Annotated in this window: 15 protein-coding genes; 4 read left to right on the top strand and 11 right to left on the bottom strand. The window is 62.6% G+C overall.

The window, feature by feature from the left end; genetic code table 11:
- Positions 1 to 119: 119 nt before the first annotated feature.
- Complete coding sequence (locus tag ACSSVY_RS01800; RefSeq protein ID WP_454267663.1) at positions 120 to 605, top strand: transglycosylase SLT domain-containing protein; 486 nt, start codon at positions 120 to 122, stop codon at positions 603 to 605.
- 164 nt (positions 606 to 769) lie between these two features.
- On the opposite strand, the gene ACSSVY_RS01795 is transcribed toward ACSSVY_RS01800, so the two are convergent.
- Together ACSSVY_RS01795 and ACSSVY_RS01790 are read right to left on the bottom strand one after the other, a co-directional pair.
- The gene (locus tag ACSSVY_RS01795) at positions 770 to 1,525 is read right to left on the bottom strand and encodes a class II aldolase and adducin N-terminal domain-containing protein (RefSeq protein ID WP_454267662.1); all 756 of its coding nucleotides are present in this window, start codon (positions 1,523 to 1,525) and stop codon (positions 770 to 772) included.
- A complete protein-coding gene (locus ACSSVY_RS01790) occupies positions 1,522 to 1,965 on the bottom strand; it encodes a glyoxalase (RefSeq protein WP_454267660.1) in 444 nt (147 codons plus the stop codon). Before ACSSVY_RS01790 ends, ACSSVY_RS01795 begins: the two co-directional genes overlap by 4 nt.
- A 78-nt stretch (positions 1,966 to 2,043) precedes the next feature.
- On the opposite strand from ACSSVY_RS01790, the gene ACSSVY_RS01785 reads away from it, so the two are divergent.
- Positions 2,044 to 3,507 (top strand): AMP nucleosidase, encoded by a 1,464-nt coding sequence (locus tag ACSSVY_RS01785; protein ID WP_454267659.1) that lies wholly within the window; start codon positions 2,044 to 2,046, stop codon positions 3,505 to 3,507.
- A gap of 132 nt (positions 3,508 to 3,639) precedes the next feature.
- Positions 3,640 to 3,927: an HU family DNA-binding protein gene (locus ACSSVY_RS01780; RefSeq protein WP_009817125.1), complete on the top strand. Its 288-nt coding sequence runs from the start codon at positions 3,640 to 3,642 to the stop codon at positions 3,925 to 3,927.
- Between the two features lie 131 nt (positions 3,928 to 4,058).
- On the opposite strand, the gene ACSSVY_RS01775 is transcribed toward ACSSVY_RS01780, so the two are convergent.
- Positions 4,059 to 5,042 (bottom strand): NAD(P)H-quinone oxidoreductase, encoded by a 984-nt coding sequence (locus ACSSVY_RS01775; RefSeq protein ID WP_454267658.1) that lies wholly within the window; start codon positions 5,040 to 5,042, stop codon positions 4,059 to 4,061.
- Between the two features lie 16 nt (positions 5,043 to 5,058).
- Positions 5,059 to 5,748 carry a COQ9 family protein gene (locus ACSSVY_RS01770; protein WP_454267656.1) on the bottom strand — a complete coding sequence of 230 codons (690 nt, stop codon included), beginning with the start codon at positions 5,746 to 5,748 and terminating at the stop codon, positions 5,059 to 5,061.
- A gap of 106 nt (positions 5,749 to 5,854) precedes the next feature.
- Between ACSSVY_RS01770 and rpsU the strand changes: the two genes are divergently transcribed.
- Entirely contained in the window at positions 5,855 to 6,061 is a 207-nt protein-coding gene (gene rpsU / locus ACSSVY_RS01765; protein ID WP_008207378.1) for a 30S ribosomal protein S21, read from the top strand.
- 198 nt (positions 6,062 to 6,259) lie between these two features.
- On the opposite strand, the gene ACSSVY_RS01760 is transcribed toward rpsU, so the two are convergent.
- From ACSSVY_RS01760 to ACSSVY_RS01730, 7 genes are all read right to left on the bottom strand, one after another.
- Positions 6,260 to 6,448, bottom strand: a complete 189-nt coding sequence (locus tag ACSSVY_RS01760) for a hypothetical protein (protein WP_454267653.1) — start codon at positions 6,446 to 6,448, stop codon at positions 6,260 to 6,262.
- A 105-nt stretch (positions 6,449 to 6,553) separates the two neighbouring features.
- Complete coding sequence (locus ACSSVY_RS01755; protein WP_454267652.1) at positions 6,554 to 7,273, bottom strand: gamma-glutamyl-gamma-aminobutyrate hydrolase family protein; 720 nt, start codon at positions 7,271 to 7,273, stop codon at positions 6,554 to 6,556.
- Entirely contained in the window at positions 7,270 to 8,223 is a 954-nt protein-coding gene (locus ACSSVY_RS01750) for an amidoligase family protein (protein WP_454267651.1), read from the bottom strand. Before ACSSVY_RS01750 ends, ACSSVY_RS01755 begins: the two co-directional genes overlap by 4 nt.
- Positions 8,224 to 8,227: 4 nt before the next feature.
- Complete coding sequence (rlmN, locus tag ACSSVY_RS01745; RefSeq protein ID WP_454267650.1) at positions 8,228 to 9,406, bottom strand: 23S rRNA (adenine(2503)-C(2))-methyltransferase RlmN; 1,179 nt, start codon at positions 9,404 to 9,406, stop codon at positions 8,228 to 8,230.
- Between the two features lie 115 nt (positions 9,407 to 9,521).
- Positions 9,522 to 10,490 (bottom strand): agmatinase, encoded by a 969-nt coding sequence (locus ACSSVY_RS01740; protein ID WP_454267649.1) that lies wholly within the window; start codon positions 10,488 to 10,490, stop codon positions 9,522 to 9,524.
- On the bottom strand, positions 10,487 to 11,236 hold the full coding sequence (locus tag ACSSVY_RS01735) for a C40 family peptidase (RefSeq protein ID WP_454267648.1): 750 nt from the start codon (positions 11,234 to 11,236) through the stop codon (positions 10,487 to 10,489). Before ACSSVY_RS01735 ends, ACSSVY_RS01740 begins: the two co-directional genes overlap by 4 nt.
- Entirely contained in the window at positions 11,233 to 12,612 is a 1,380-nt protein-coding gene (locus ACSSVY_RS01730; protein WP_454267646.1) for a leucyl aminopeptidase family protein, read from the bottom strand. The genes ACSSVY_RS01735 and ACSSVY_RS01730 overlap by 4 nt, the downstream gene beginning before the upstream one ends.
- Between the last annotated feature and the right edge of the window lie 61 nt (positions 12,613 to 12,673).

Raw genomic sequence — 12,673 nt, 5'->3', positions numbered from 1 at the left:
ACATGGCGCGGGACGGGCGCTTTGGCAAGGTGGCGGGGTTTCGCCGGTCGCGCACAAGGCCTCTGGCGCGAAATGGAGGATGTGGGCATCTTGCGCGCAGCGTTTTTTCAGGAGCCGCCATGTCTTTAATCAGTCGCCGCCTTGTTCTGGGTCTCATCGCTATGGCACCGCTGGCCGCCTGCGCCGCGGCTGACTCGGAGTTATCCACTCGGAACACCCCGTTCGATCCGCCGCTTTACCCGAATGAAACGCCCGAGTTGCGACGGTTGATCAACACTTATGCCGATCATTATCAGGTGCCGCGCAGTCTGGTGCATCGGCTGGCGGTCCGCGAGAGCACGCATCGTCCCGGCGCGCGCAACGGGCCCTATTACGGGTTGTTGCAGATCCTGCCACAGACCGCGCGGGGCATGGGGCACAGGGGGCCTGCGTCCGAGTTGCTCGAGGCCGAGACCAATCTGAAATACGGGGTCAAGTATCTGCGCGGGGCCTATATTGTGGCGAATGGCAACCCCGATGCCGCGATCATGTGGTACGCGCGCGGGTATTATTACGAGGCCAAGCGCAAGGGATTGCTGGTGGAAACGGGGCTGCGGTCGGCGTGATCTTGTCCAAGGCTGGCGTTTGTCCCACGTCATGAGGCGCGCGGAAGAAGCCGCCTCATGATCACTTGGGGTCAAAAAGCCCCCATCAGGCCAACACCTGCCCCCCCGCGCGGTTTCTGCACGGTTTCGAGCCGACAAGGTCTATCACGTTGCTCTGAGATTGTTCAATGCGCGTAATCCGAGCCTTCGGCATCCAGAATGGCCTTTAATTCCGTCAGATGCCGATCGGCCTGTCCGGGGTAATCATCGAGTTCCTGAGCTGTCTTTTCCGCGACCGCGTCCGAGAGCACCCGCAGGGGCCGCCCGGTTTGCAGGGCACGGATATATGTTTCGGCGGCGCGCTCGAAATAATAGAGACGGTTGAACGTGTCGGCGACGCTGTCACCGATCACCATGACACCGTGATTGCCCAAGATCAGCACCTTCTTCGTGGGGTCGATCAGGAGCCGGGCACAGCGCACGCCCTCATCCTCGAACGCCAGCCCGCCATAGCCCTCATCCACCACATGCCGGTTGTAGAAAGTGGCGCAGTTCTGGTCGATGGGCGGCAGACGGCTGTCAGCGAGGCTGGCGAGAACCGTGGCATGAATCGAATGCACATGCATGGCGCAGCGGGCATGGGCGCAGTGCCGGTGCAGCCCGCCATGCAGGCCCCAAGCGGTGGGATCAGGCGCGTTCGGCCCCTCTAGCGTTTTAGGGTCATTGGCATCCACGACGATGAGGTCGCTCGCGCGGATACGGGCGAAATGCATCTGGTTGGGGTTCATCAGGAACCGGGTGCCGTCGTCATTGATCGAGAGGCTGAAGTGATTGGCCACCGCCTCGTGCATGTTGAGGCGTGCGGTCCAGCGAAAGGCGGCGGCGAGATCAACGCGCTCTTGCCAGTGATCCATGTTCGGTTTCAGGTTGGCCACGTTCATAGGGTTGTCCTTTCAGTCGCGGTCAGGGGCCGGGAGGCGACCCACGCATAGCCATTGGGGCACAGGATGCAGCATTCGCGCAGCCCGTGGGGTTTGTTAGTGGGTGGTTGCAGGATCATGCCGCCTGCACCGTCGGCGCGAGCGGCGGCAGTGTCGGGATCGCTGTCGAAAAGATGCAAGGACGCCCCGGCCCCGCGCGGCGGACGCTCGGGCACAAGGCCAAGGATCGGATTGGCGGCATAGGTATGATCGGCATGCAGTTGCATCACCTGATCGCCATAGATCATGATTGCGAAATCCGTGCTGAGCCGGTGGGCCGTCATGTCAAAGACCTCTGTCAGAAACGCGGACTCGGCCAGCACATCGCGAACCAGCAGGTTGAGACCGAGCCCGCGCAGGCTGGCCCCGAATATCTCTGGGGTGACGGTTTCGTAGTCCATTTGCGCGCACTCCTTGGGTGGCAGCTTGATCATGCCCCCACCGCGTGTCAACCTGTGTGCGCAGAGCAGGAGACAGGCATGACCATGCAAACCCCGGATGAGATCGTCCCGGAGGCGTTCACAGACGCGCGCGCGGCTGTGGACCGCCTCTGTCAGCTTTATGCGGCGGGCACGGAGTTTCTCTGCGCGGCATTTGCGCGGGCGTTGGCCGGGAACCTGCCAATAGGCCGGGTGCGCGCCTATTATCCCGAAATCCGCCTGACCACCGGAACCTATGCCAAGGTCGACAGCCGGCTCAGTTTCGGGCATGTGTCCAACCCCGGCACATATGCCGCGACGATCACGCGCCCTGACCTTTTCCGCGCCTATCTGGAGCAACAGATCGGGTTGCTCTTGGTCAACCACAGCGTTGGGGTAACGATCGGCACCTCCGACACGCCGATGCCAGTGCATTTCGCGGTGGCGGAGGATGCGGGGCTGAGCGTGCCGCAGGAGGGGGCGGCAGAGTTTACCCTGCGCGATTACTTTGACGTGCCCGATCTCGCGACCACCAATGACGATATCGTCAATGGCACATGGGTGTCTGTGCCAAATGGGGCGGCACCGCTTGCGCCCTTTACAGCGCAACGGGTGGACTATTCGCTGGCGCGGCTCACGCATTACACCGCGACTGATCCCTGCCATTTCCAGAATTACGTGCTCTTTACCAACTATCAGTTCTATGTCTCGGAATTCGAGACCTATGCCCGGCGCATGTTGGGGGATCCGCAGAGCGGCTATACCGCCTTTGTCAGCACCGGCAATGCCGAGATCATCGGGCCTGATGACCCGCTGCCTGCGCTCGAGCGATTGCCGCAGATGCCCGCCTATCATCTCAAGCGGGCGGATGGGTCGGGGATCACGCTGGTCAATATTGGGGTCGGGCCATCCAATGCCAAGACCGCGACCGATCATATCGCCGTGCTGCGCCCGCATGCCTGGGTGATGGTGGGCCATTGCGCGGGGCTGCGCAATTCGCAATCCTTGGGTGATTTCGTGCTGGCTCATGCCTATTTGCGCGAGGATCGCGTGCTCGATGCCGATCTGCCCGCCTGGGTGCCCATCCCGGCGCTCGCTGAAATCCAGATCGCGCTGCAAGACGCGGTGGCGGCAGAGACGCAGTTGGAGGGGTTTGATCTCAAGCGGGTGATGCGCACCGGGACCGTGGCCAGCGTGGACAACCGCAACTGGGAGTTGCGCGATCAGTCGGGGCCGGTGCAACGTCTGAGCCAATCGCGCGCCATTGCGCTCGACATGGAGAGCGCCACGATTGCCGCCAACGGGTTCCGGTTCCGGGTGCCCTATGGCACGCTGCTCTGTGTGTCCGACAAGCCGTTGCAGGGCGAGTTGAAACTGCCTGGCATGGCGTCGGAATTCTATAAATCACAGGTCTCTCGGCATCTGATGATCGGGATTCGCGCTATGGAATCACTGCGCCGGATGCCGCTCGAACGCATCCACAGCCGCAAATTGCGCAGCTTTGAGGAGACAGCCTTCCTTTGACCCCACGGAAATCCGCACAAAATCCGCCGAAAGCGCTTGCTTTTGCCCACTAGGCGTTGTGTTTAACCACATCATAGCGTTAAATCACGCGCATGAGGCCCAAGAGAAGGGCAGTTGCAAGGAGACCATAAAATGGCAAAACCCATGACCAAGACCCAACTCGTGGCCGCACTGGCCGATGAAATGGGCAGTGACAAGAAGACCGCAGGCGCGGCGCTGGATTCGGTGATTGCGATCATCACCCGCGAAGTTTCCGCCGGTGGTGCCGTGACCCTACCGGGCATTGGCAAGATCTATTGCCGCGAGCGCCCCGAGCGCATGGTGCGCAATCCCGCCACCGGCGAGCAGATGAAGAAAGAGGCCGACAAGGTGGTGAAGATGACCATCGCCAAGGCACTCAAGGACAGCGTGAACGGCTGATCCCCGGACCTGCTGGAGCGATACCGCTTACCGAGAGCAGAGCAAGATCACACCAAGATCATAAGGGCCGCCCAAAGGGCGGCTTTTTACTTTGTACGGTCATGACAACCGTCCCGCGCCGCGTGATCCGGTCAGGCGACCTTGAGGACGATCTTGCCGATATGGCCGCTCGATTCCATGCGGGCATGCGCGGTGGCGGCCTCGGTCAGCGGAAATTCGGAATCCATGACCGGGGCAATGCGGCCTGCCTCGAGCAGTGGCCAGACATGGGCGCGCAAGGCTTCGGCAATGCGCGCCTTGGCGAGATCGCTTTGCGGACGCAGGGTGCTGCCGGTGATCGTCAGGCGGCGCATCATGACCTGAGAGAAATTCAGCTCGATCTTGGGGCCTTGGAGGAATGCGATCTGCACGAGGCGTCCATCATCGGCAAGCGCCTTGACGTTGCGGGGCAGGTAATCGCCGCCGACCATGTCGAGGATGAGATCTGCGCCGCCCTCGGCGGATACCACCTCGGTGAAATCCTCGTCGCGGTAGTTGATCGCGCGTTCAGCTCCGAGATCCACGCAGACCTTGCATTTCGCGGCGCTGCCTGCCGTGGTAAAGACCCGCGCGCCGAAGGTGTGAGCGAGTTGAATGGCCGTGGTGCCGATGCCGGAAGACCCGCCATGCACCAAAAAGCGCTCGCCCGCCCTGAGCGCGCCGCGCTGAAAGACGTTGGACCAGACGGTAAAGAAGGTTTCTGGCAGGCAGGCGGCCTGTTTGAGGCTGAGGCCATGAGGCACGGGCAGGCAATGCGCGGCGGGCGTCGCAACATATTCAGCATAGCCGCCGCCGGGCAGAAGCGCGCAGACCTGATCACCAAGCGCCCAATCGCTGACGCCCGCACCGAGCGCCACGATTTCCCCCGCCCCCTCTAGCCCCGGAAGGTCAGAGGCGGTCTGGGGCGGCGCATAGAGACCGGCGCGTTGCAGGGCATCAGGGCGATTGACGCCAGCATAGGCAAGCCGGATCACCACCTCACCCGCGCGGGGCGTGGGGCGGGGACGCGTGGTGGGTTGCAATACCTCGGGGCCACCGGCCTGTGTGATTTCAACGGCCTGCATTGTCTTGGTCATCCTTGGTCCTTTGTCGTTATGTCGGTCGGTTCCAGCGCCCTGGCATGCCTGTTTGCTGCGCGCTCTGTGGCGCGCGGATGCGGCTCAGAAAGCTGAGCGGGCCGGCCATGAGGCCCGAAACCAGCCGGTTGTCGCGCGCCTGCGCCTTGAGCTTTTCGATCTGCATCACACCCTCGATGCGGCGATCCAGAAACTCCCATGTGCGGCTGTGCCCGTCGCTGTCATCCCCCAGCCAATAGAGCACAGTCGCGCCATAGACACCCGAGAGCGTGGCGCGTTTGGTATACCAATTCACATCGTCGGATGTATCGCCAAGGGCGATCCAGATGTGATCGGCGGTCTGCCAGAGGGCGCGCGCGCCATCGGCGGCATAGGGTGGCAGCGAAAAGAGGGTCATGCCCCGGCGCACAAGTTCGCGATCTTCGACAGCCTCAAGCCGGGCGCGCACGGCAAAGGCCACGCGGTCGCGAAAGCGCAGGGCGCCCAGATCGGTCTCGGCCAGTCGTGTGAGCATCGCGGAATCGCCCGCCGCGTGATAGGCCAGCGCCAGATCCACCGCACCGCGTGGGCAGATGGCGGACACTAGCGTCGGAGAGATCCCGGCATCCTCGGCGGCGAGGCGCAGGGTGGTTTCACTCCAGCCGTCAAAGGGCACATGCAGGGCCGCAGCCTCGAGCAGACGGGTCATAAGATCAGGTTCGGACATCAACGATCCTCCTTGCGGCGCACCCTAGACAAATCCGGGGCGCTTTGCTATACGGCGCCTTCCTGCAATCTATTGCAAATTTAACTTAGGAAGGTGGTGACACCACATGCAGGTTAGTGTTCGCGACAACAATGTCGATCAGGCGCTCCGCGCTCTGAAGAAAAAACTGCAGCGCGAAGGCGTTTTTCGTGAAATGAAGCTCAAGCAACATTTCGAGAAACCGTCCGAGAAAAAAGCGCGCGAGAAGGCCGAAGCGATTCGCCGTGCCCGGAAACTGGCGCGCAAGAAAGCGCAGCGCGAAGGCATGCTCTAAGGTCTCTTGGAGCACTCTCCGCAGAATTTTGCGGCACGAGGCATCTATCCCGAAAGATCGGACACCGATTTTAGGATCAGATAGGCGTTACTTTGACGACCCCCGAGCGGATGCTTCGGGGGTTTGTCGTTTTGGGGGCTTGGCCCCCGTCGCTCCAAAGGGCACCCCCTAGAGTATTTCTGCCAGGAAAAGCCGCGATCAGCTGAGTTGGCAGAGCGGCGCGTCTTGGCGAATCGAGGTGACAAAGCGGCCCTCGGAGGTGTCACGGATCGCATAGCCATAGCCGCGCAGGCGGTGTTTCCATTCACGTTCAGACACTGCGAGGTGACGCTCTCGCAGGACGAGGTTACGGATTTCGGTGGTGCTGTCAGTCTGGTTCAGGTTCATTGTTTCTATCCCTGTTGAAATTTGCCTCTAACTTTAGGGATAGGTGGCGGATGTGGCGGTAATCGTGCCGGATTATGGCGAGGCCGGGGAATTGTCTGGGCAGGGTCAACGCGCCGCAGCATCCACGCCGGGCAGTTGCGCAGCATCGTCGCGGCGCAAGGAGGCAGCGGCGATCAGCGCGCGAAAGATACCCATTTGCCGATGCGCATAGAAGAGATGCTCGGGGTGCCATTGCACGCCCAAGGCAAAGGGCTCGGTCATGCGTTCGATGGCCTGAATCATGCCGCCGCTGTCGCGTGCGGCGATGCGCAAGCCATGTCCCAAACGGTCCACCGCCTGCGTGTGCAGGGCGTTCACCTTCATCGGTTGAGTGCCGGCAAGTTTGGCCAGACGGGTGCCGGATTCTATGTGCACGGTCTTGCGCGGGAGCACGGTGCGGATGTGATCACTGGCCTTGTAGGTTTCATAGGCGTCCTGATGCAGCGTACCGCCGAGCGCAATGTTGAGCATCTGACTGCCGCGGCAAATCCCCAGAACCGGCTTGGCATGCTCGAACGCCGCCAGCACCAGCCCGCGCTCCAACGCGTCACGGTCGGGGTCAAGCCGCGCGGATGTCACCAGCCGCCCGCCATAGAGATCCGGCGATATGTCATCGCCGCCGCCGATAATAAGCCCGTCCACGGCTGTGATGTCTGCTGCGCGGCCGGTCTGCCAACGCTTTGCCTGGCCGCCTGCCAGCCACACATTTAGGGCAATGAGCGGAAAGATGCGCCAGCCCGAGCGGCGCGAGACAGTGACCCCGATCACCGGGCGGCGAGTGGTCATGCGCGGTCCAGCCCCGCCGATTGCAGAATACGACCGGCGCGATTGGCCCAACTCTGACGGGAGAGCGTCAGCAGACCGTGATCATCCAGCCATGCCTGTGACAAGCGGGTGAGAAGGGCGGCATTGCTGGCGACCCGTTCGACGATCAGCCAGCGCTGCCATTCCTCGGCAATGGACCAGTCGGGTTCGTCTATCCGGCAGTCAGGCAGGCGAAAATGAAACGTCGGGCGGGCAGAGGTCTTGTCGGAGATGGCAGCTCTGACCCGGTTCGCGTCGAAATGCGCGAAGATCGGCAGCATATCCAGACCACGGTTCCGGCTGGGTGTCAGTTCGAGATAGAGTCCTGTCACATGGTCACGGCTGGCACCCTGTCCGGCCTTGATCAGCGCACGGACGAAATCTATCGGGTAGGGATCGGTGAAGGGCAAGAGGCGGCGGGCCTCGTCGATCGGGTTGGTGGCGCGCAGCCAGTCCTCGATCAATGCATAGGCCAGCAGGGGGCAAATCGTGTCAGCATCGGCATCGCTGGCAACTTCGATGTTGAGATGCAGGCCAAAGCCAAAGAACCAGCCTGCGCCGCTGCCCAAGGCCCCCGCATCCCGCAGGGCATTGCGCAGATCGTCCAGACGGGCGAGACTCTTGAGCTCGAGTGGTTCGGTGACGATTTCCACCGGGACGACCTCGCGCCCCAGATCAAGGGCCATGTCGCGCAGTTTGCTTTTCTGGGCATTGCGCAGAAAGATATCGAGATAAATGTTGATCTGACCGATCTTGCTATTCTCGACGCGCCAGATATGGCTGTCCGTTTGGGACACGCTGCCATCCAGCGTTGCCGCGCACAGGCGTGCCACTTGCGCTTCGGGCAGACCGCCAAGCTCTATCTCGACGCCGATGAGGCGGGGATCGCCCTTGGCGTTCAGCGGTTGCGGCAAAGGGGCAAAGGCGGTCATGGGCTTAATGCCCCGCCTCGGCCTCGATCTGAGCGCGGGATTTGCGGGCGCGTTCGGTGGCGGATTTCAACTGGCCGCAGGCGGCCATGATATCCTCGCCGCGTGGGGTGCGGATAGGGCTGGCGTAACCGGCCTTGTAGATGATGTCGGAGAAGCGCTGAATCCGGTCCCGGTCGCTGCGCTGATAGGGGCTTCCGGGCCATTCGTTGAAGGGGATGAGATTGATCTTGGCCGGAATGCCCTTGATCAGTTGTACGAGGCGGCGGGCGTCGGCATCGCTGTCATTCACATCCTTGAGCATCACATATTCAAAGGTGATCCGCTCGGAATTCGAAAGGCGCGGATAGTCGCGCAGCGTATCGAGGAGCGTCGCGATGTTCCATTTCTTGTTGATCGGCACAAGCGTGTCGCGCACCGCGTCGGTGGTGGCGTGAAAGCTGACAGCCAGCAGACAGCCGATTTCCTGCGCCGTCTTGGCAATCTCGGGCACGACACCGGAGGTGGAGAGCGTGATACGGCGACGCGAGAGGGAAATCCCCTCGCCATCCATGGCGATCTTCATCGCGTCGCGCACGTTGTCGAAATTATAGAGCGGCTCGCCCATGCCCATGAGGACGATATTGCTGATCAGGCGCGGGCGCTCACCCACCGGTTCACCGGGGCGCGGCCATTCATTGAGATCATCGCGCGCCAGCATCACCTGACCGATAATTTCTCCGGCGGTCAGGTTGCGGACCAGTTTCTGCGTGCCGGTGTGGCAAAAGGAGCAGGTCAGCGTGCAGCCCACCTGAGAGGAAATGCAAAGCGTGCCGCGATCGGTTTCGGGGATATAGACCACCTCGACCTCATGGCCGCCAGCGATGCGGACGAGATATTTGCGGGTGCCATCGGTGCTGACCTGCTTGCTGACCACCTCGGGAATGGTCACCACGAAGTTTTCAGCCAGTTGGGCGCGATAGGCCTTGGCCAGATTGGTCATGGCATGAAAATCGCGCACACCCCATTGATAGATCCATTGCCAGATCTGATTGACCCGCATCTTGGCCTGCTTTTCGGGCGTGCCATGCGCGATCAGAACCTCGCGCAGCGCATCGCGGGTGAGACCGACAAGGTTCACCGGCCCGTTGGGAAGCTTGCGGGGGATGGTCAGCACATCCTGTGTAATCGGCGCTGTTTGGGTCATGGGCCTGTCGCGGTTCGGGCTGGGATATGATCCCATATAGGATTCGCAGGCGGATTCCAAAGGGTTTGGCGGAGGATACCGCCAAACCGCTGTTGATGGGCAACAGGGCGGGCCCTCAAACCTTGGCGTGCAGCCGTGCCATGACGCAGAGCAACTCAAACATGATAGAGGCGCCCAGAAAGGCCGTGCCGCCAGAGGCGTCAAACGGCGGCGACACCTCGACGAGATCGGCGCCGATGATGTTGACCCCCTCTAACCCGCGCACCACCTGCAACGCCTGATAGCTGTTGGGGCCGCCCACTTCGGGCGTGCCGGTGCCGGGGGCAAAGGTGGGGTCAACAAAGTCAATGTCATAGCTGACATAGGTATCACCGCTGCCTGCAATCTCGCGCGCCTCGGCCATCACATCCTCAGGTCCGCGGGCGTGAAATTCCTCGATCAGGATGAGGCGGATACCCTCAGCGGCTGCGAAATCGCGATCCTCGGTGTCATACATGGTGCCACGCAGGCCGATCATCACGACACGTTTGGGATCAAGCAGCCCTTCCTCGACTGCGCGACGGAACGGGGTGCCGTGGGTATACATCGTGCCGCCAAAGTACGAATGATAGAGGTCGGTGTGGCTGTCGAAATGGATCATGCCGACCGGCGCGCGGCGGGCCAGAGACCGCAGCACCGGCAGGGTCGTAAGGTGATCGCCGCCTGCTGTGAGCGGGATGATCCCCGCGCCTGTCACCCCGCCGTAGAAGTCGGTGATCCGGGCGAGGCTGTCCATGATATCGGCGGGGTTTGGTCCGACATCCCCAAGATCGGCACAATTCACCGCCTCGAACGGGCGCATGCCAGAGGTCGGATGCTGCGCGCGGATCATAGTGGAGGCGTCGCGCAATTGCCGGGGGCCATGACGCGGGCCGGGGCGGTTGGTGGTGCCACTGTCCCACGGCACGCCGATGAGGCCGATTTGCACGTCACTGTACCGCTCATGCCCGTTGGGCACATAAGGAAGCCGCATGAAGGTGGGCACACCGGCAAAGCGCGGCAGCTCAAACCCAGACACCGGGTGAAAGAAGGGATCGGAGGTCATGACAGTCCTTTCAGGCGTTTGCGAGAGGTGACGTGGCCGTCCCCCTGTGCGGTGATGCGGGCGATGGCCCCTGCGAGGGGTTCAAAGGCCACGGCCATGTGATGCGCGTTGGCGTGCAGCAGAGTGTCGGGGTCAGACACCCATGCGACATGCCCCTTCCAGAACAGCAGGTCGCCGCGTTGAAGCGGGGCGGAGTCTGGGAGATGTTCACCCAAGTCTTGCTCTTGCGGTCCGCTGTCGCCGGGGCAGGCGATGCCGCAGGCGAGGCAGGCCGCCTGCACCAGCCCCGAACAATCAATGCCAAAGCTGGAGTTTCCGCCCCAGAGATAGGGCGTTCCAAGAAAGGTTTCCGCAACGGTGACAGGATCGGTATCGAGCTCGTCCAGCGGCGTCAGATGAACGCGTGGGACGTATCCCTGCGGCGTCTCGGCAAAGCGACCCTGTTGCGAGAGCACCTGCAGCCGCGCGCCATGGCTGAGGCTGAACAGCTCGCGGGTCTTGAAATCCGGCGCGGGGTAGAGATGTGTGGCGCTGGCGCTGACGCGGTGGGTAGGGGTGCCGTCTGTCAGCACGGTATCGGGCACAAACCCCCGGTAGCCGTCGCGGGTAGCTGTAACCTCTACCCAACGATCGGCGTTCGACTGCACCGTGACGCCCTCGCCCATCAAAAGTTGCCGGTCGCGCGGGCCATCCGGGCTGCGCAGGAGATCGACAAGAGGCCGGGCAATCACGCGGATTTCGCTCACAATCCCAACACCTCTGGCAGCGCCTCCAAAAGCGCGCGCGCGCCCATGCCGACACCGCCCTTGGGACGGGCCGGGGACGCCGTCGGTGTCCAGCCGTAGATGTCGAAATGGCTGTAATTCAGCCCGCCTACGAAACGGCGCAGAAAGAGCGCGGCGGTGATGGAGCCTGCAAAGCCGCCCGAGGGCGCGTTGTCGAGATCGGCGATGCCCGGCTCGATCATCGCCTCATAGGGGGTGTGAAACGGCAGGCGCCAGACCGGGTCAGCAACGCGCGCGGCGGCGCCCTCCAGTGCCGAAACAAAGCGGGGATCGTCGCTGTAATAGGGCGAGAGATCGGGGCCAAGCGCCACGCGGGCAGCGCCGGTTAGAGTGGCCATGGAGATCATCAGATCGGGTTCATCCTCGGCCCCATAGGATAGCGCATCGGCCAGCACCAACCGCCCCTCGGCATCGGTGTTATTGACCTCGACCGTGAGGCCATTGCGCGCGGTCAGGATGTCGCCGGGGCGAAAGGCATTGCCCGCGACCGCATTTTCCACCGCCGGGATCAGCACGCGCAACTGCATCGGCATGCCGAGCGCCATGATCATATGCGCGAGCCCCAGAACCGTAGCAGCCCCGCCCATATCCTTTTTCATCAACCCCATGGACGAGCCGGGTTTGAGATTGAGCCCGCCGGTGTCGAAACAGACCCCCTTGCCCACCAAGGTCAATTTCGGGCCGCTCTCACCCCACCGCATATCCATGAGGCGCGGCGGCACAGCAGAGGCGCGCCCGACGGTGTGGATCAACGGAAAGTTCTGTGCGAGCAGATCTTCGCCCCGCACGGAGGTCATGCGCGCGCCCTGCTGATCGGCAATGGCAGCAAAAGCGGCCTCAAGCGCGTCGGGACCAAGATCGTTGGCGGGGGTGTTGATGAGATCACGCGTCAGCGCCTCTCCCGCCGCGATGATTTCCAACCTCGCGGCATCGACACCCTCGGGCGCGATGAGCCGCGCCTTGGCCGGGGTCTGCTCGCGGTAGCGCTCATAGGCGTAATGCGACAAGAGCCAGCCCAGCGCCTCGGTCTCTGCCTGATCCTCGGGCAGGCCCTCGACCCGGTAGGTGCCCGCAGGCAAGGCGGTGGCGATCCCGGCCAGATGAAACCGCCCCCGTGCGCGCGACGCATCCGAGCCGTAGCCGCCCAGCGCCATGGCAATCGCGCCTGCCCCGTCCGGCACAATGAGGGTGCGACCAAGCGCGCCGGTGAACCCCATCGCGCGCACCCAATTGGTGACCTCTGGCGTTTGCCCGGACAGCCATGCGTCAAGGCTATGCTCGGCCACCAGATGCAGCGGAGTGGCAGGCGTGTCGGGTGCAGCGAATCTGAGGCTCATTTGGGCAGACCTTTTGGCGGGGTTATTGCGCCCCAGCCTAGCCACGATTGCGCCGCCTGCA

The sequence above is a fragment of the Roseovarius sp. MBR-51 genome (assembly GCF_053628575.1).
Note: the sequence above shows the minus strand (reverse complement) of the source record. Positions and strands in the feature narration are given on the sequence as shown.

Excerpts from the sequence above, each read along its gene's own strand:
- ACSSVY_RS01800 (WP_454267663.1), top strand. The coding sequence starts at position 120 with ATGTCTTTAATCAGTCGCCGCCTTGTTCTGGGTCTCATCGCTATGGCA.
- ACSSVY_RS01795 (WP_454267662.1), bottom strand. The coding sequence starts at position 1,525 with ATGAACGTGGCCAACCTGAAACCGAACATGGATCACTGGCAAGAGCGC.
- ACSSVY_RS01790 (WP_454267660.1), bottom strand. The coding sequence starts at position 1,965 with ATGGACTACGAAACCGTCACCCCAGAGATATTCGGGGCCAGCCTGCGC.
- ACSSVY_RS01785 (WP_454267659.1), top strand. The coding sequence starts at position 2,044 with ATGACCATGCAAACCCCGGATGAGATCGTCCCGGAGGCGTTCACAGAC.
- ACSSVY_RS01780 (WP_009817125.1), top strand. The coding sequence starts at position 3,640 with ATGGCAAAACCCATGACCAAGACCCAACTCGTGGCCGCACTGGCCGAT.
- ACSSVY_RS01775 (WP_454267658.1), bottom strand. The coding sequence starts at position 5,042 with ATGACCAAGACAATGCAGGCCGTTGAAATCACACAGGCCGGTGGCCCC.
- ACSSVY_RS01770 (WP_454267656.1), bottom strand. The coding sequence starts at position 5,748 with ATGTCCGAACCTGATCTTATGACCCGTCTGCTCGAGGCTGCGGCCCTG.
- rpsU (WP_008207378.1), top strand. The coding sequence starts at position 5,855 with ATGCAGGTTAGTGTTCGCGACAACAATGTCGATCAGGCGCTCCGCGCT.
- ACSSVY_RS01760 (WP_454267653.1), bottom strand. The coding sequence starts at position 6,448 with ATGAACCTGAACCAGACTGACAGCACCACCGAAATCCGTAACCTCGTC.
- ACSSVY_RS01755 (WP_454267652.1), bottom strand. The coding sequence starts at position 7,273 with ATGACCACTCGCCGCCCGGTGATCGGGGTCACTGTCTCGCGCCGCTCG.
- ACSSVY_RS01750 (WP_454267651.1), bottom strand. The coding sequence starts at position 8,223 with ATGACCGCCTTTGCCCCTTTGCCGCAACCGCTGAACGCCAAGGGCGAT.
- rlmN (WP_454267650.1), bottom strand. The coding sequence starts at position 9,406 with ATGACCCAAACAGCGCCGATTACACAGGATGTGCTGACCATCCCCCGC.
- ACSSVY_RS01740 (WP_454267649.1), bottom strand. The coding sequence starts at position 10,490 with ATGACCTCCGATCCCTTCTTTCACCCGGTGTCTGGGTTTGAGCTGCCG.
- ACSSVY_RS01730 (WP_454267646.1), bottom strand. The coding sequence starts at position 12,612 with ATGAGCCTCAGATTCGCTGCACCCGACACGCCTGCCACTCCGCTGCAT.